The organism is Cellulomonas sp. P5_E12, assembly GCF_054049315.1.
Genome location: NZ_JBFUMP010000026.1, coordinates 28,736 through 43,482, shown reverse-complemented (window position 1 = coordinate 43,482; position 14,747 = coordinate 28,736). Strand labels below are relative to the sequence as shown.

The window sequence follows — 14,747 nt, the reverse complement described above, 5'->3', positions numbered from 1 at the left end:
GGGCAACTCACGTGGCACTGGATGTGCTGACGGACCTCACGAAGGTCCGCAACATCGGCATCATGGCTCACATCGATGCCGGCAAGACGACGACCACCGAGCGGATCCTTTTCTACACCGGGGTCAACTACAAGATCGGTGAGACGCACGACGGCGCGTCGACGATGGACTGGATGGAGCAGGAGCAGGAGCGCGGCATCACGATCACGTCCGCCGCGACGACCTGCTACTGGCACGACAACCAGATCAACATCATCGACACCCCGGGCCACGTGGACTTCACGGTCGAGGTCGAGCGCTCGCTGCGCGTCCTCGACGGCGCCGTTGCCGTCTTCGACGGCAAGGAGGGCGTCGAGCCCCAGTCGGAGACCGTCTGGCGCCAGGCCGACAAGTACGACGTCCCGCGCATCTGCTTCGTCAACAAGATGGACAAGCTCGGCGCGGACTTCTACTTCACGGTCGACACCATCGTGAACCGCCTCAAGGCGCGACCGCTGGTCATCCAGCTGCCGATCGGCGCCGAGAACGACTTCATCGGCGTCGTCGACCTGGTCACCATGCGTGCCCTCGTGTGGCGCGGCGAGACCGCCCTGGGCGAGAAGTACGAGGTCGAGGACATCCCGGCCGACCTGGTCGAGAAGGCGGAGCAGTACCGCGCCGAGCTCCTCGAGGCCGTCGCCGAGACGGACGACGACCTGCTCGAGAAGTTCCTCGGTGGCGAGGAGCTGACGATCGCCGAGATCAAGGCCGGCATCCGCAAGCTCACCGTCAAGTCCGAGGCGTACCCGGTCCTGTGCGGCTCGGCGTTCAAGAACAAGGGCGTCCAGCCCATGCTCGACGCCGTCATCGACTACCTGCCGACGCCCCTGGACGTCCCGGCGGTCGAGGGCCACGACATGAAGGACCCGGAGCTCGTCGTCGAGCGCCACCCGGACTCGACGGAGCCCTTCTCGGCCCTCGCGTTCAAGGTCGCGTCGCACCCGTTCTTCGGCAAGCTCACCTACGTCCGGGTGTACTCGGGCAAGGTGTCGCAGGGCGCCCAGGTGCTGAACTCGACCAAGAACAAGAAGGAGCGCATCGGGAAGCTCTTCCAGATGCACTCCAACAAGGAGAACCCCGTCGACGACGCCACGGCGGGCCACATCTACGCGTTCATCGGGCTCAAGGACGTCACCACCGGTGACACCCTGAGCGACCCGGCGCACCCCGTCGTGCTCGAGTCGATGACGTTCCCCGAGCCGGTGATCGACGTCGCCATCGAGCCGAAGACCAAGGGTGACCAGGAGAAGCTCTCCGTGGCCATCCAGAAGCTGGCCGAGGAGGACCCGACCTTCCGCGTCAAGCACGACGAGGAGACCGGCCAGACCGTCATCGGCGGCATGGGCGAGCTCCACCTCGACATCCTCGTGGACCGTATGCGTCGCGAGTTCAAGGTCGAGGCCAACGTCGGCAAGCCGCAGGTCGCGTACCGCGAGACGATCCGTCGCTCGGTCGAGAAGATCGACTACACGCACAAGAAGCAGACCGGTGGCTCGGGCCAGTACGCGAAGGTCCAGATGACCTTCGAGCCGCTGGACCCCGCCGAGGGCGAGCTGTACGAGTTCTCGAACAAGGTCACCGGTGGCCGCATCCCGCGCGAGTACATCCCGTCGGTCGACGCCGGCATCCAGAGCGCGATGCAGCTCGGCGTCCTGGCGGGCTTCCCGCTCGTGGGCGTCAAGGCAATCCTGCTCGACGGTGCCGCGCACGACGTCGACTCCTCGGAGATGGCGTTCAAGATCGCGGGCTCGATGATCCTCAAGGAAGCGGTCCGCAAGGCCGACCCGGTTCTGCTGGAGCCGGTCATGGCCGTCGAGGTCCGTACTCCTGAGGAGTACATGGGTGACGTCATCGGCGACATCAACTCGCGCCGCGGCATGATCCTTGCCATGGAGGACGCAACGGGCGTGAAGGTCATCCGCGCCACGGTGCCCCTCTCCGAGATGTTCGGGTACGTCGGTGACCTGCGGTCGAAGACCCAGGGTCGCGCGGTGTACTCGATGCAGTTCGACAGCTACGCCGAGGTTCCTCGGAACGTTGCCGAGGAAATCATCAAGAAGACCCGGGGCGAGTAGTCCCACAGGTCGAACCCTGTAGTTCCATCACACAAACCGACCCGTAGGACGCCGCGTCGAACGGCTACCGTCCGGTAGCCGCAGAACGTCGGCCAATCTCTACCAAGTCCTGAGGAGGACACCCAGTGGGCAAGGCGAAGTTCGAGCGGACGAAGCCGCACGTCAACATCGGCACGATCGGTCACGTCGACCACGGCAAGACGACGCTGACGGCGGCCATCTCGAAGGTGCTGCACGACAAGTACCCCGACCTGAACCCCTTCACGCCTTTCGACGAGATCGACAAGGCGCCTGAGGAGAAGCAGCGCGGCATCACCATCAACATCGCGCACGTGGAGTACCAGACGGAGAAGCGTCACTACGCTCACGTCGACGCTCCCGGTCACGCGGACTACATCAAGAACATGATCACGGGTGCGGCGCAGATGGACGGCGCGATCCTCGTGGTCGCGGCGACCGACGGTCCGATGGCGCAGACGCGTGAGCACGTCCTGCTCGCCCGTCAGGTCGGCGTCCCGTACCTGCTCGTCGCGCTGAACAAGACCGACATGGTCGACGACGAGGAGATCCTGGAGCTCGTCGAGGTCGAGGTGCGCGAGCTCCTCTCGGCCCAGGGCTTCGACGGCGACAACGTCCCCGTCGTGCGCGTCTCCGGTCTGAAGGCCCTCGAGGGCGACCCGGTCTGGGTCAAGTCCGTCGAGGACCTGCTCGCCGCTGTCGACGAGTCCGTGCCGGACCCGATCCGCGACATCGACAAGCCGTTCCTCATGCCGATCGAGGACGTCTTCACGATCACCGGTCGTGGCACCGTCGTCACCGGTCGCGTGGAGCGCGGCAAGCTCAAGGTGAACGAGGAGGTGGAGATCGTCGGCATCAAGGAGAAGGCGATCAAGACCACGGTCACCGGCGTCGAGATGTTCCGCAAGCTGCTCGACTACGCCGAGGCCGGCGAGAACGTCGGTCTGCTCCTGCGTGGCACGAAGCGCGAGGAGGTCGAGCGCGGCCAGGTCGTCGTCAAGCCCGGCTCGATCACGCCGCACACCGAGTTCGAGGGCCAGGTCTACATCCTGGCCAAGGACGAGGGTGGCCGTCACAACCCGTTCTACGGGAACTACCGCCCCCAGTTCTACTTCCGCACCACCGACGTTACCGGCGTCATCACGCTGCCCGAGGGCACCGAGATGGTCATGCCCGGCGACAACACCGAGATCCACGTGAACCTCATCCAGCCCATCGCGATGGAAGAGGGCCTCGGCTTCGCCATCCGCGAGGGTGGCCGCACCGTCGGCTCGGGCAAGGTCATCAAGATCATCAAGTGATGCTCGCCCCTCGGGGCAGCTGAACTGACAGAAGGGCCCGGCAGCTTCGGCTGCCGGGCCCTTCTGTGTCCCTGTCCCCACGGGCTACGCGGGACCGTCCGCGACCGGGAGATCAGACGGCAACGGCAGGGTGGCTGTCACGGTGGTCATACCGTCGGACGGATCGACCCGCATGGTGCCATCCAGGGTGGTGACCCGGTCTGTCACCGTGGCGAGGTTGGGCACGCCCCCGTCGACGTGTACCCGCACTTCCAACGTTCCGGTGGCCGACGCGATCCGGACGCTCGACGGGGCCAGCCGCGACGCGCGCTGGACCACCAGATACGCGGTGGATTCGACGAGTGCGGGCAGAGGGCCGTCCGGAAGCGAGTCGATCCGCAGCGGCCGAGTCTCGGCGAGCGCTCTGAGCGCCACGGCAAGCCCTGCCCGCTCCAGCAGGACCGGGTACAGCCCGCGCGCGACGGTCCGCAGCCGTTCGACCGACGACTCGAGCAGCCGCTCGACCTCGGCCAGCTCGCCCGGCTCCCGGCGGGCCAGGCGGAGCGAGAGCAGCAGGGTGACGAGGTGCTGCTGCGCCCCGTCGTGCAGGTCCCGCTCCAACCGGCGGCGTTCTGCATCGCCGGCGGCCACAAGGCGCGCCCCGGACCGGCGCAGATCGTCCAGCTGGGCGAGTGCCTGGACGCGGAGCCGCTCGTGGTCGAGGGCCAGGCGCACGGCGTCMGCGAGCTCACGGACCCGGCGCGGCGAGATGTCCGATCGGTGGGTGATCACTGCCACGGTCGTCCCCGAGCGCTCCACGGCAGTCAGGGTGCGACCGGGCCTGGCCGTGACATCCACCGGGCGGCCTGCGCCGTCCAGGTAGCGGTCGCCGTCGCCTGACGGGTAGGCCACGTGCAGGTCCGGATCACCCACCCGTCGAGCGAGGCCCGCGGTCAGGTCGTCGGCGCTGCCCAGCTCGCTCACCACCCGGGTCAGCGCCCGTTCGGCCCTGCGGGCCCGCAGCACGTCCCCGACCGCCGCGAGCGCCACGGCGATCAGGCACAGTGCCTCGAGCTGCCACAGCCTGCGGGCATCCGCCCCCGAGGCGAACTGACCACTGTCCAGGCTGCGCGCGTACCGGAGGAGCTCCAACGTCAGGTAGGCGGTCGCCGCGGCGACGAACCAGGATGCGTCCCGGCGCTGCAACCCGCGCGCCCGCAGGAACCACCACCCGAGCAGCAGGACGGCCGCGCACAGCCAGACGGTCCCGGCCTGGACGCCGAGCTCGCCTGCCCGTGTCCACGCGTCGGTCCCGTGCACCACGTCGAGCAGATTCGTCGAGCACCACGCACAGCCGGACGCGTCGGGATCGAAGGTGAGGGCGTTCGCTGCTCCCACCGCGCCGAGCATCACGACGTAGCCGGACGCCACCACGAGCCGGGCGGACCGGCTCGTGGTGATCCCGGCCGCGGCGGCGGCGGCGTGCAGGACGAGCACGGGCGTCGCCGCGAAGAAGGCCAGTCCGATCGTGAACACGACGCTCCCGGCCGCGGGATTGCCCCATTCGGCGAGGCACCAGGCGAGGGCCGCGAGGAGCAGCAGGACCGCGACCGCGCGCCGTCCGCGCCGGGTCGCGTTCCAGGCCGCGGCGCCCGTCAATGCCACGCAGACGCCCAGCAGCAGCGCGAGTCCGCCCAGCGTTCCCTGCGTGGCCGAGAACGCCGTCCCGTCTCGCGCGACCGAGAGCGTGAACGCGCCCACCAGGACGCCGCACGCCATGATCGCCAGCCGGATCGGCATGAGTAGATCGTGGCACCGAGTGGGTCCCCGCGGGACGATGGTCAGCACTCGCCCGAACGCCCGATCAACGAGGGTTACCTCGGGTGTTGCGGCGGCCACGCGTCCATAGCGTCGGTGCATCCGAACGGGGAGGTGCGCAATGCGACGGACAAGGATTGCTCAACTGGCTGCGGCGGTCGCGGTCGTCGGGCTCGTGACGACGGGATGTACCAGCAACGACCGCGCCGGTGGCAACGCCGGCACGGAGGTCACGACGCTGACCCTGGGGGACGCCAACGGCTCGCCGCCGGAACAGCTGTCGACGTTCGCCGAGAACGTCGACAAGCTGTCTCACGGCGCCCTGAAGATCGTGTTCAAGGACGACATCCACCACCCCGAGCCCGAGTACGAGTCGAGCATCGTTCAGGACGTGAAGGACGGGACCTACGACTTGGCATGGGTCGGGCCCCGGGTCTTCGACACCCTGGGCGATACCGACTTCCAGGCGATGCTCGCGCCGATGCTCATCGACAGCCAGGACCTGCAGGCAAAGGTGTTCGACGCCGGGATCCCGGACGAGATGCTCGCGGGGGTCGACACGATTGGTGTCGTCGGGGTCGGCGTCCTGCCCGGGCCGCTTCGCCGGCCGATGAGCAAGTCCGACCAGTTCACCTCGCCGGACGTATTCCATGGCAAGGTCGTGGGGACCCAGACGTCGGCGCTGTCCGAGGCGGCGTACCGCGCGCTGGGCGCGAGCCCGGTCCACCTGGGCACCGGTGCGCCCATCGACCAGGTCGACGCGTACGACCCGCAGATCGGGCTCGTGTGGGGCAACCACTACGAGGAGCAGGGCGCGACGGACATCGTCGGCAACCTCAACCTGTGGCCGCGTCCGCTGGCGATCATCGCCGCCCCGAAGGCGTGGGAGCGGTTGTCAGCCGGGCAGCAGGAGACCATCCGCGACGCCGTGAAGGTCACCCAGAGCGCCGCGCTGGACGCATCGCGCACAGAGGACACGGACGCTGTCCCAGACCTGTGCAAGGCGGGAATCACCCTGTCGTCCTCGACGCCGGCACAGCTCGCACAGTTCGAGACCGCATTCCAGCCGGTGTACAAGCAGATCGCGGCCGCCAGTGCGAAGAGCAAGGCGTGGCTCGAGCAGATCCGCGCCCTGAAGGCCGAATCGGCCACCCCGCCCGACACGGTCACCTGCGACGGTGTCGTCGATGCGCCGCAGCCCGGTGGCGTCCTGCCCGACGGCACGTACGGGTACACCTCCGACCTGGCAGTCGACATCCCCAAGTACTGCGAGCCCGGGGACCCCTTCTACAACCCGGCGGCAACGAGCTCCAAGCCGTTCAAGGTCGAGATGGACGTGAAGGGTGACCAGATCCGCCAGTACGACTACTTCACCGGCAGCCGGAAGCTCGGCTGGTCCGGCAGCTACAAGACCTACCGGGACAACTTCGAGCTGGCCGAGGACCAACCGAGCATCGAGCCGACCGTCTTCGATTTCACGTTCGACGGCACGACTCTCACGCTGGCGAACCCGCGCTCGACGACCGGGTGTGACGTCGAAGTGGTGTGGGCGAGTCACCCGTGGGTGCTGCAGGGGAAATAGGGCCAGCACTGGTGCGGGAAGGACGGGCCGCTGCCACCATCAACAGGTGACAGCGGTCCGATTCCTGATCGTCGACGACCATGCCGGTTTCCGTGCTGTCGCGCGGCGGATGTTCGAGGCTGCCGGGTACGACGTCGTCGGCGAGGCAGCGGGCGCCGCCGAGGCCGTCGCCCGGGTGGCAGAGCTGCACCCCGAGGTCGTCCTGCTCGACGTCGCGCTGCCGGACGGCAACGGGTTCGACGTGTGCGAGCACCTGACGCAGCATCCCGATCCGCCCGCGGTCGTGCTCACCTCCAGCCGGGACGCGTCCGAGTACGCCGACCGGCTGGCCACCACCCGGGCGCGCGGATTCGTCCCCAAGACCCGCCTCACGGCAGCCGCCGTGGCCGAACTGGCCTGGTGAGCCGGTGTCCGGGCGGACCTTGGCCGCGGCCGACCTGGCAGTCGGGCTCGTGCTGGTGGGCGCCGCGACGCTGGTCCTGATCCGCAGGCCCGGCCACCGGGTGGGCCTGCTGCTCGGCCTGGCGTCCGCGACCTGGTTCGTTGGCGATGCCAGCGCGTATCTCGTGTTCCTGCACCGTGGTCCGATGGTCCACCTGCACCTGTCCTACCCGACGGGGAGGCTGCACCGCTGGCCGACTCGGCTCGTCATCGTCGGCGCGTACGCCTGGGCGGTCGCGGAAGGGTGGGCCTCGGCGCCGTCGATCACGGCCGCGGTGGCGGTCGTCATCGCGCTGGCTGCCCTGGACACCTACCTGCGAACGTCCGGCCCGGCGCGCAAGGCGGGCCTGCCGGCGCTGATCGCCGCGCTGATGTTCGCCTCGGTCGTCGGCCTCGGCGCCCTCAATCAGCTGCTGGACTGGCAGGCCGACGACGCGCTAGCCCTGGCGTACGACGCCGTGATGATCCTCGTCGCGGGCTGGCTGGCGCTCGACCTGCTGCACGGTGGCTGGACCGACGCCACCGTCGCCGACCTCGTCACCCAGCTCGGCGGTGACCACCAGGATGCCGGCCTCGAAGCGGAGCTGCGCCGCGCCCTGGGTGACGCGACGCTGCGCCTCGGGTACGCCCGACCGGACGGGGCGTTCCTCGACGAGGCCGGCGACCCGATCGACACAGACGGGCGCGAACAGGCGGTCACCCGCGTGACGGACGAGGGGCAGGTGGTGGCCGTGCTGGTTCACGACCGCGGCCTGCTCGACGACCCGGCACTCCTCTCCGGCGCAGTCGCGGCCCTACGGCTCGCCGTGGCGAACCAGCGGCTCCGGGATGACATCGCCACGCGGGCGACGGAGCTGACCGACGCCCGACGACGTCTGGTCGAGGCGACCGACGAGCAACGCCGCCTGCTGCTGGCCGATCTCGCCGACGGCCCGGCACGCGACCTGGAACGAGCCGAGCAGCTGCTGCGAACGGCTGTTCACGCCGACCCCGACATGCGGACCGAGCTGCGGGCGCTCACTGAGGCCACGGCCGCGGCGCGGGTCGAGCTGGGCCGCTTCGCGCATGGACTGCGACCCGAGGTGCTCGCCACTCACGGCCTGCAGGCCGTCCTGCCCGCCGACGCGACCGTCACGGTGGGACGACTGCCCGAGATCATCGAGTCGGCCGTCTACTTCATGTGCAGCGAGGCCATGACGAATGCCACCAAGCATGCCCGTGCTCGGGACGTCCATGTCGCCGTACGTCAGGTGGACGGCTCGGTGCACGTCGAGATCGCCGACGACGGCGTCGGCGGAGCCGACCCGGCCGGCGGCGGCCTCCAGGGCCTTGCCGACCGCGTCGCCGCCCTGGGCGGGACGTTCGAGGTGACCAGCCCGCCCGGGCACGGCACGATCATCGCCGCGAGCATCCCGACAGGGGGTGCGCGGTGAAGGTCATCATCGCGGACGACTCGCTGCTGCTGCGCGAGGGCCTGGCCAAGTTGCTCACCGACAGCGGGGTCGACGTCGTCGGTACCGCCGACAACGCCACTGTGCTCATGCACGAGGTCGCGCGGACGGAACCGGATGCGGTCATCGTCGACATCCGCATGCCCCCGACCCACACCGACGAGGGGCTGCGGGCCGCCCGCGACCTGCACGCCACGAGGCCGGAGCTCGGGGTGCTCGTCCTCTCGCAGTACCTCGAGTCGCACTACGCGACCAGCTTGCTCGAGGAGGTTCCTGGCCACATCGGCTACCTGCTCAAGGACCGCGTCTCGCACCTGGGCGTGCTGCTCGATGCCCTCCGACGGGTGGTGGCGGGGGAGTGCGTCGTCGACCCGACGATCGTCAGCACCCTGCTGCGGCGACCGCGTCACCCCGGTCCGCTCGAGACGCTCTCGGCCCGAGAGCGGGAGGTGCTCGCGATCATGGCCGAGGGGCGGTCCAACGCCGCCATCGCCGACCAGTTGTTCCTGAGCGAGAAGACGGTCGAGGCGAACGTCCGCACGATGTTGCGGAAGCTGGACCTCCACGAATCGGCGGGCGACAACCGCCGTGTCCTGGCCGTCCTGCACTATCTGCGTTCGGACCACCCGGCCTGACCGGGGCCGGTCCAGCTCACGCGTCGGCTCCGGCGCCGGGACCGCGTCCTTGTGCGCGAGATCACGCGGATCCGCGCCTCGGGTGTGACCCAGGCGATTGGAGTTCCTCGGCGCACTCTGGCACACTGTTCAGGTTGCCTAGTTGAGGGCGGCGTGCTCGCGCGCGCTGCACACGACGGGGCTCACACACGTGGACGGCGTCTGGACCCCGGGATCACCCGGTGGTTGACGCCCGACAACAACCACCGATCTTGTGCCGACACGGTACGCAGCAGGGTGGTGTGTCGCGCCAAGCGACACGCCCGAGTGCGGGRGTCGGACGGGCCGGTTCCAAACAGAGGGAAGTAGAAGCGCCATGGCGGGACAGAAGATCCGCATCAGGCTCAAGTCCTACGACCACGAAGTCATCGACAGCTCGGCGCGCAAGATCGTCGACACGGTGACTCGCGCTGGTGCGTCGGTCGTGGGTCCGGTGCCGCTGCCGACGGAGAAGAACGTGTTCTGCGTCATCCGGTCGCCCCACAAGTACAAGGACAGCCGCGAGCACTTCGAGATGCGCACGCACAAGCGGCTCATCGACATCATCGATCCCACGCCGAAGGCCGTCGACTCGCTCATGCGTCTCGACCTGCCTGCGGACGTGAACATCGAGATCAAGCTCTGACGCTGGGAAGGAACTGATTTCTATGGTTACCCAGCAGAACGAGCGCGCAGTCACGGCTCTGCTCGGCACGAAGCTCGGTATGACGCAGGTGTGGGACGACAACGGTCGTCTCGTCCCGGTCACCGTCGTCGCTGTCGGCACGAACGTCGTGACCCAGGTGCGCTCCGCTGACGCTGACGGCTACGCCGCGGTCCAGCTGGCCCACGGCCAGATCGACCCGCGCAAGGTCACCAAGCCGCTGAAGGGCCACTTCGAGAAGGCCGGCGTCACGCCGCGCCGGCACGTGGCCGAGATCCGCACGCCGAACGCCTCCGAGTTCACGCTCGGCCAGGAGCTCACGGTCGACCTCTTCGAGGCCGGCTCGCTCGTGGACGTCATCGGCACCACCAAGGGCAAGGGCACCGCCGGTGTCATGAAGCGTCACGGCTTCCACGGCGTCGGCGCCTCGCACGGTGCGCACCGCAACCACCGCAAGCCCGGCTCGATCGGTGGCGCTTCGACGCCGTCGCGCGTGTTCAAGGGCATCAAGATGGCCGGTCGCATGGGCGTGGACCGCCAGACCACCCAGAACCTGACCGTGCACGCGGTCGACGTCGAGCGGGGTTTCATCCTCGTCAAGGGTGCCGTTCCCGGCCCCAAGGGTGGCGTCGTGGTCGTGCGTTCCGCTGTGAAGGGGGCGTGACCATGAGTGACACGCTGACTGTCGACGTCGTCGACGCCCAGGGCAAGAAGGCCGGCTCGGCCGACCTGCCCGCGGACGTCTTCGACGTGCAGACCAACATCCCGCTGATCCACCAGGTCGTCGTCGCGCAGCTCGCGGCGGCACGCCAGGGCACCCACGACACGAAGAGCCGTGGCGAGGTCCGTGGTGGTGGGCGCAAGCCGTACAAGCAGAAGGGCACCGGCCGCGCCCGTCAGGGTTCGACGCGTGCTCCGCAGTTCGCCGGTGGTGGCGTCGTCCACGGCCCCACCCCGCGTGACTACTCGCAGCGCACCCCCAAGAAGATGAAGGCCGCGGCGCTCCGCGGTGCTCTCTCGGACCGCGCTCGCGCCGGCCGCGTGCACGTCGTCTCGGGCTTCGCCCCGGGCACCGCGCCCTCGACCCGGTCCGCGCTCGCCGTGCTCGACAACCTCTCGGGGCGCAAGCACGTCCTGGTCGTCGTCGAGCGTCAGGACGAGATCACGTGGAAGTCGCTGCGGAACGTCGAGCGGGTGCACCTGCTGGTCGCTGACCAGCTCAACACCTACGACGTCCTGATCTCGGACGATGTCGTGTTCACGCAGGGCGCGCTCGACGCGTTCCTGGCGGGCCCCGTCAAGGGCGCCTCCGCGGTGGCCACGTCCTCCGAGTCCGAGGAGGAGACCAAGTGACCGACATCGGCAAGAACCCGCGCGACATCCTGATCGCGCCGGTCGTCTCCGAGAAGAGCTACGGCCTGCTCGACGAGGGGAAGTACACCTTCCTCGTCGACCCGCGGGCGAACAAGACCGAGATCAAGATTGCCGTCGAGCAGGTCTTCGGCGTCAAGGTCGACTCGGTCAACACCGCGAACCGTCAGGGCAAGGCCCGTCGGACCCGTTTCGGCATCGGCCGCCGCAAGAACACGAAGCGTGCGATCGTCACCCTCCGCGAGGGCACGATCGACATCTTCGGTGGTCCGGTCGGCTGAGCGAAGGACTGAGAACACATGGGAATCCGCAAGTACAAGCCGACCACGCCGGGCCGTCGTGGCTCCAGCGTCGCCGACTTCGTCGAGATCACGCGCTCCACTCCGGAGAAGTCGCTCGTCCGTCCCCTCCACAAGACGGGCGGCCGTAACTCCACGGGTCGCATCACCACGCGCCACCAGGGTGGCGGTCACAAGCGTGCGTACCGCGTCATCGACTTCCGTCGCCATGACAAGGACGGCGTGCCGGCCAAGGTCGCTCACATCGAGTACGACCCCAACCGCACCGCCCGTATCGCGCTGCTGCACTACGCCGACGGCGAGAAGCGCTACATCATCGCGCCCAACAAGCTGTCGCAGGGTGACCGCATCGAGAACGGCCCCGGCGCCGACATCAAGCCCGGCAACAACCTGCCGCTGCGCAACATCCCGACCGGTACGGTCATCCACGCCATCGAGCTGCGGCCCGGTGGCGGTGCGAAGATCGCCCGCTCGGCTGGTGCGTCTGTGCAGCTCGTCGCCAAGGACGGCCCCTACGCCCAGCTGCGCATGCCGTCCGGTGAGATCCGCAACGTCGACCTGCGCTGCCGCGCGACGGTCGGCGAGGTGGGCAACGCCGAGCAGTCGAACATCAACTGGGGCAAGGCCGGCCGCATGCGCTGGAAGGGCAAGCGCCCGACCGTCCGTGGTGTCGCCATGAACCCGATCGACCACCCGCACGGTGGTGGCGAGGGCAAGACGTCCGGTGGACGTCACCCCGTCAGCCCGTGGGGCCAGGCCGAGGGCCGTACCCGTCGTCCGAACAAGCCGAGCGACAAGCTCATCGTGCGCCGTCGGCGCACCGGCAAGAACAAGCGCTGATAGGAGCCTGAGATGCCACGTAGCCTGAAGAAGGGCCCGTTCGTCGACGGTCACCTGCAGAAGAAGGTCGACGTCCAGAACACCGCCGGCACGAAGAACGTCATCAAGACGTGGTCGCGCCGTTCGGTCATCACGCCGGACTTCCTCGGCCACACGTTCGCTGTGCACGACGGACGCAAGCACACCCCGGTGTTCGTGACGGAGGCGATGGTCGGGCACAAGCTCGGCGAGTTCGCTCCGACGCGGACGTTCCGCGGCCACGAGAAGGACGACCGGAAGGGTCGTCGCCGCTGACCCCCGGGTCAGCCAGGCGACGCCCTCACCGGCAGAGACAAGAAGGCAGGACAGCAATGGAAGCCAAGGCGAAGGCGCGGTTCGTCCGCGTCACGCCCCAGAAGGCCCGGCGCGTCGTGGACCTCATCCGTGGCAAGCAGGCCGGCGAGGCCGTGGCGGTGCTGAAGTTCGCGCCGCAGGCCGCGGGGGAGACGGTGCTCAAGGTTGTGGAGAGCGCGATCGCCAACGCTCGGGAGACCGCCAAGCGGTCGAACGAGCGTCTGGACGAGGCGGACCTCTACATCTCCGAGGTGTTCGTCGACGAGGGTCCGACGCTCAAGCGGTTCCGTCCGCGAGCGCAGGGTCGGGCCAGCCAGATCCTCAAGCGGACGAGCCACATCACCGTGGTCGTCGCTGAGCGCGAGACGAAGGGACGGGCCCGATAGTGGGACAGAAAGTCAACCCGCTCGGGTACCGCCTGGGCATCACGACCGACCACCGCTCGCGTTGGTTCGCCGACTCGACGAAGCCGGGTCAGCGCTACCGCGACTACGTGGGCGAGGACGTCAAGATCCGCAAGCTCATGGCCACGGGCCTCGAGCGTGCCGGCATCGCCAAGGTCGAGATCGAGCGCACGCGTGACCGCGTTCGTGTCGACATCCACACCGCCCGCCCGGGCATCGTCATCGGGCGTCGTGGCGCGGAGGCCGACCGCATCCGCGGCGAGCTCGAGAAGCTCACGGGCAAGCAGGTCCAGCTGAACATCCTCGAGGTCAAGAACGCCGAGATCGAGGCTCAGCTGGTCGCCCAGGGCATCGCCGAGCAGCTGGCGAGCCGCGTCTCGTTCCGCCGTGCCATGCGCAAGGGCATCCAGTCGGCCCAGCGCGCCGGTGCCAAGGGCATCCGCGTGCAGGTCTCCGGCCGCCTCGGTGGCGCGGAGATGAGCCGCACGGAGTTCTACCGCGAGGGCCGTGTGCCCCTGCACACGCTCCGCGCGAACATCGACTACGGCTTCTTCGAGGCTCGCACCACCTTCGGGCGCATCGGCGTCAAGGTGTGGGTCTACAAGGGCGACATGACCGAGAAGGAGTTCGCTCGCGAGCAGGCGACCCAGGCCCCGCGCCCGGCTCGTGGCCCGCGTACGGACCGTGGCGAGCGCAGCGACCGTGGCCCCCGGGCCGGCGCTCCCCGTCGCGACCGTGCCGACGCTCCTGAGGCAACCGAGGCCGCCTCCGCTCCGGCGGAGACCCCGGCCACTGACAGCGGAACGGAGGCCTGAGCCGTGCTTATCCCGCGCAGGCTGAAGCACCGCAAGCAGCACCACCCGGGGCGCTCCGGCGCCGCGACCGGTGGTACCGCGATCTCCTTCGGTGAGTACGGCATCCAGGCTCTCGAGCCCGCCTACGTCACCAACCGGCAGATCGAGGCTGCTCGTATCGCCATGACCCGCCACATCAAGCGTGGAGGGAAGGTCTGGATCAACATCTACCCGGACCGCCCCCTCACGAAGAAGCCTGCTGAGACCCGCATGGGTTCCGGCAAGGGTTCGCCCGAGTGGTGGATCGCCAACGTCAAGCCCGGCCGAGTTCTCTTCGAGCTCGCCGGCGTCCCGGAGCCGCTGGCTCGCGAGGCCATGCGCCGCGCGCAGCACAAGCTCCCGATGAAGACACGTTTTGTGGTTCGCGAGGGTGGTAACTGATGACTATCGGCACCAAGGAACTGGCTCCCAGCGAGCTGGACACCTTCGACGACGAGAAGCTTGTCGCCGAGCTGAAGAAGTCCAAGGAGGAGCTGTTCAACCTCCGCTTCCAGTCCGCGACCGGCCAGCTCGAGAGCCACGGGCGTCTCAAGGCCGTTCGTCGTGACATCGCGCGGATCTACACGATCCTGCGCGAGCGCGAGCTCGGCATCCGTACCGCCCCGAGCGCGAGCGAGTGAGGTCT

17 protein-coding genes are annotated in these 14,747 nt (G+C 68.7%); 16 read left to right on the top strand and 1 reads right to left on the bottom strand.

Annotated features, from left to right (window positions below; genetic code table 11):
- Positions 1-11: 11 nt before the first annotated feature.
- Entirely contained in the window at positions 12-2,114 is a 2,103-nt protein-coding gene (fusA, locus tag ACXJKA_RS17555; RefSeq protein ID WP_456826482.1) for an elongation factor G, read from the top strand.
- Between the two features lie 125 nt (positions 2,115-2,239).
- Complete coding sequence (tuf, locus tag ACXJKA_RS17550; protein WP_456826480.1) at positions 2,240-3,433, top strand: elongation factor Tu; 1,194 nt, start codon at positions 2,240-2,242, stop codon at positions 3,431-3,433.
- 84 nt (positions 3,434-3,517) lie between these two features.
- Here tuf and ACXJKA_RS17545 read toward each other — a convergent pair whose 3' ends face one another.
- Positions 3,518-5,212, bottom strand: a complete 1,695-nt coding sequence (locus ACXJKA_RS17545) for a sensor histidine kinase (protein ID WP_456826479.1) — start codon at positions 5,210-5,212, stop codon at positions 3,518-3,520.
- A 193-nt stretch (positions 5,213-5,405) separates the two neighbouring features.
- Here ACXJKA_RS17545 and ACXJKA_RS17540 point away from each other — a divergent pair, with 193 nt between their 5' ends.
- The 14 genes from ACXJKA_RS17540 to rpmC all read left to right on the top strand — a co-directional run bounded on the left by ACXJKA_RS17540 (position 5,406) and on the right by rpmC (position 14,742).
- Entirely contained in the window at positions 5,406-6,812 is a 1,407-nt protein-coding gene (locus ACXJKA_RS17540) for a TRAP transporter substrate-binding protein (protein WP_456826478.1), read from the top strand.
- Positions 6,813-6,858: 46 nt separating this feature from the next.
- The gene (locus ACXJKA_RS17535) at positions 6,859-7,215 is read left to right on the top strand and encodes a response regulator (RefSeq protein WP_456826477.1); all 357 of its coding nucleotides are present in this window, start codon (positions 6,859-6,861) and stop codon (positions 7,213-7,215) included.
- Between the two features lie 4 nt (positions 7,216-7,219).
- Positions 7,220-8,686 (top strand): sensor histidine kinase, encoded by a 1,467-nt coding sequence (locus ACXJKA_RS17530; protein ID WP_456826476.1) that lies wholly within the window; start codon positions 7,220-7,222, stop codon positions 8,684-8,686.
- Positions 8,683-9,339, top strand: coding sequence for a LuxR C-terminal-related transcriptional regulator (locus tag ACXJKA_RS17525; RefSeq protein WP_456826475.1), 657 nt, complete (start codon positions 8,683-8,685; stop codon positions 9,337-9,339). Before ACXJKA_RS17530 ends, ACXJKA_RS17525 begins: the two co-directional genes overlap by 4 nt.
- Positions 9,340-9,694: 355 nt before the next feature.
- Complete coding sequence (rpsJ, locus tag ACXJKA_RS17520; RefSeq protein ID WP_013117879.1) at positions 9,695-10,003, top strand: 30S ribosomal protein S10; 309 nt, start codon at positions 9,695-9,697, stop codon at positions 10,001-10,003.
- Between the two features lie 22 nt (positions 10,004-10,025).
- Positions 10,026-10,685 (top strand): 50S ribosomal protein L3, encoded by a 660-nt coding sequence (rplC, locus tag ACXJKA_RS17515; protein ID WP_456826474.1) that lies wholly within the window; start codon positions 10,026-10,028, stop codon positions 10,683-10,685.
- Positions 10,686-10,687: 2 nt separating this feature from the next.
- Positions 10,688-11,374 (top strand): 50S ribosomal protein L4, encoded by a 687-nt coding sequence (gene rplD, locus ACXJKA_RS17510; protein WP_456826473.1) that lies wholly within the window; start codon positions 10,688-10,690, stop codon positions 11,372-11,374.
- A complete protein-coding gene (gene rplW, locus ACXJKA_RS17505) occupies positions 11,371-11,673 on the top strand; it encodes a 50S ribosomal protein L23 (RefSeq protein ID WP_456826472.1) in 303 nt (100 codons plus the stop codon). The genes rplD and rplW overlap by 4 nt, the downstream gene beginning before the upstream one ends.
- Before the next feature lie 18 nt (positions 11,674-11,691).
- Complete coding sequence (gene rplB / locus ACXJKA_RS17500; RefSeq protein ID WP_055912153.1) at positions 11,692-12,531, top strand: 50S ribosomal protein L2; 840 nt, start codon at positions 11,692-11,694, stop codon at positions 12,529-12,531.
- 12 nt (positions 12,532-12,543) lie between these two features.
- Entirely contained in the window at positions 12,544-12,825 is a 282-nt protein-coding gene (rpsS, locus tag ACXJKA_RS17495; protein WP_055912154.1) for a 30S ribosomal protein S19, read from the top strand.
- Positions 12,826-12,881: 56 nt separating this feature from the next.
- A complete protein-coding gene (gene rplV / locus ACXJKA_RS17490; protein WP_055912156.1) occupies positions 12,882-13,250 on the top strand; it encodes a 50S ribosomal protein L22 in 369 nt (122 codons plus the stop codon).
- Entirely contained in the window at positions 13,250-14,083 is an 834-nt protein-coding gene (rpsC, locus tag ACXJKA_RS17485) for a 30S ribosomal protein S3 (RefSeq protein WP_456826471.1), read from the top strand. Before rplV ends, rpsC begins: the two co-directional genes overlap by 1 nt.
- 3 nt (positions 14,084-14,086) lie before the next feature.
- Positions 14,087-14,503, top strand: a complete 417-nt coding sequence (rplP, locus tag ACXJKA_RS17480) for a 50S ribosomal protein L16 (protein WP_055912160.1) — start codon at positions 14,087-14,089, stop codon at positions 14,501-14,503.
- Positions 14,503-14,742, top strand: coding sequence for a 50S ribosomal protein L29 (rpmC, locus tag ACXJKA_RS17475; protein ID WP_055912162.1), 240 nt, complete (start codon positions 14,503-14,505; stop codon positions 14,740-14,742). Before rplP ends, rpmC begins: the two co-directional genes overlap by 1 nt.
- Positions 14,743-14,747: the final 5 nt, after the last annotated feature.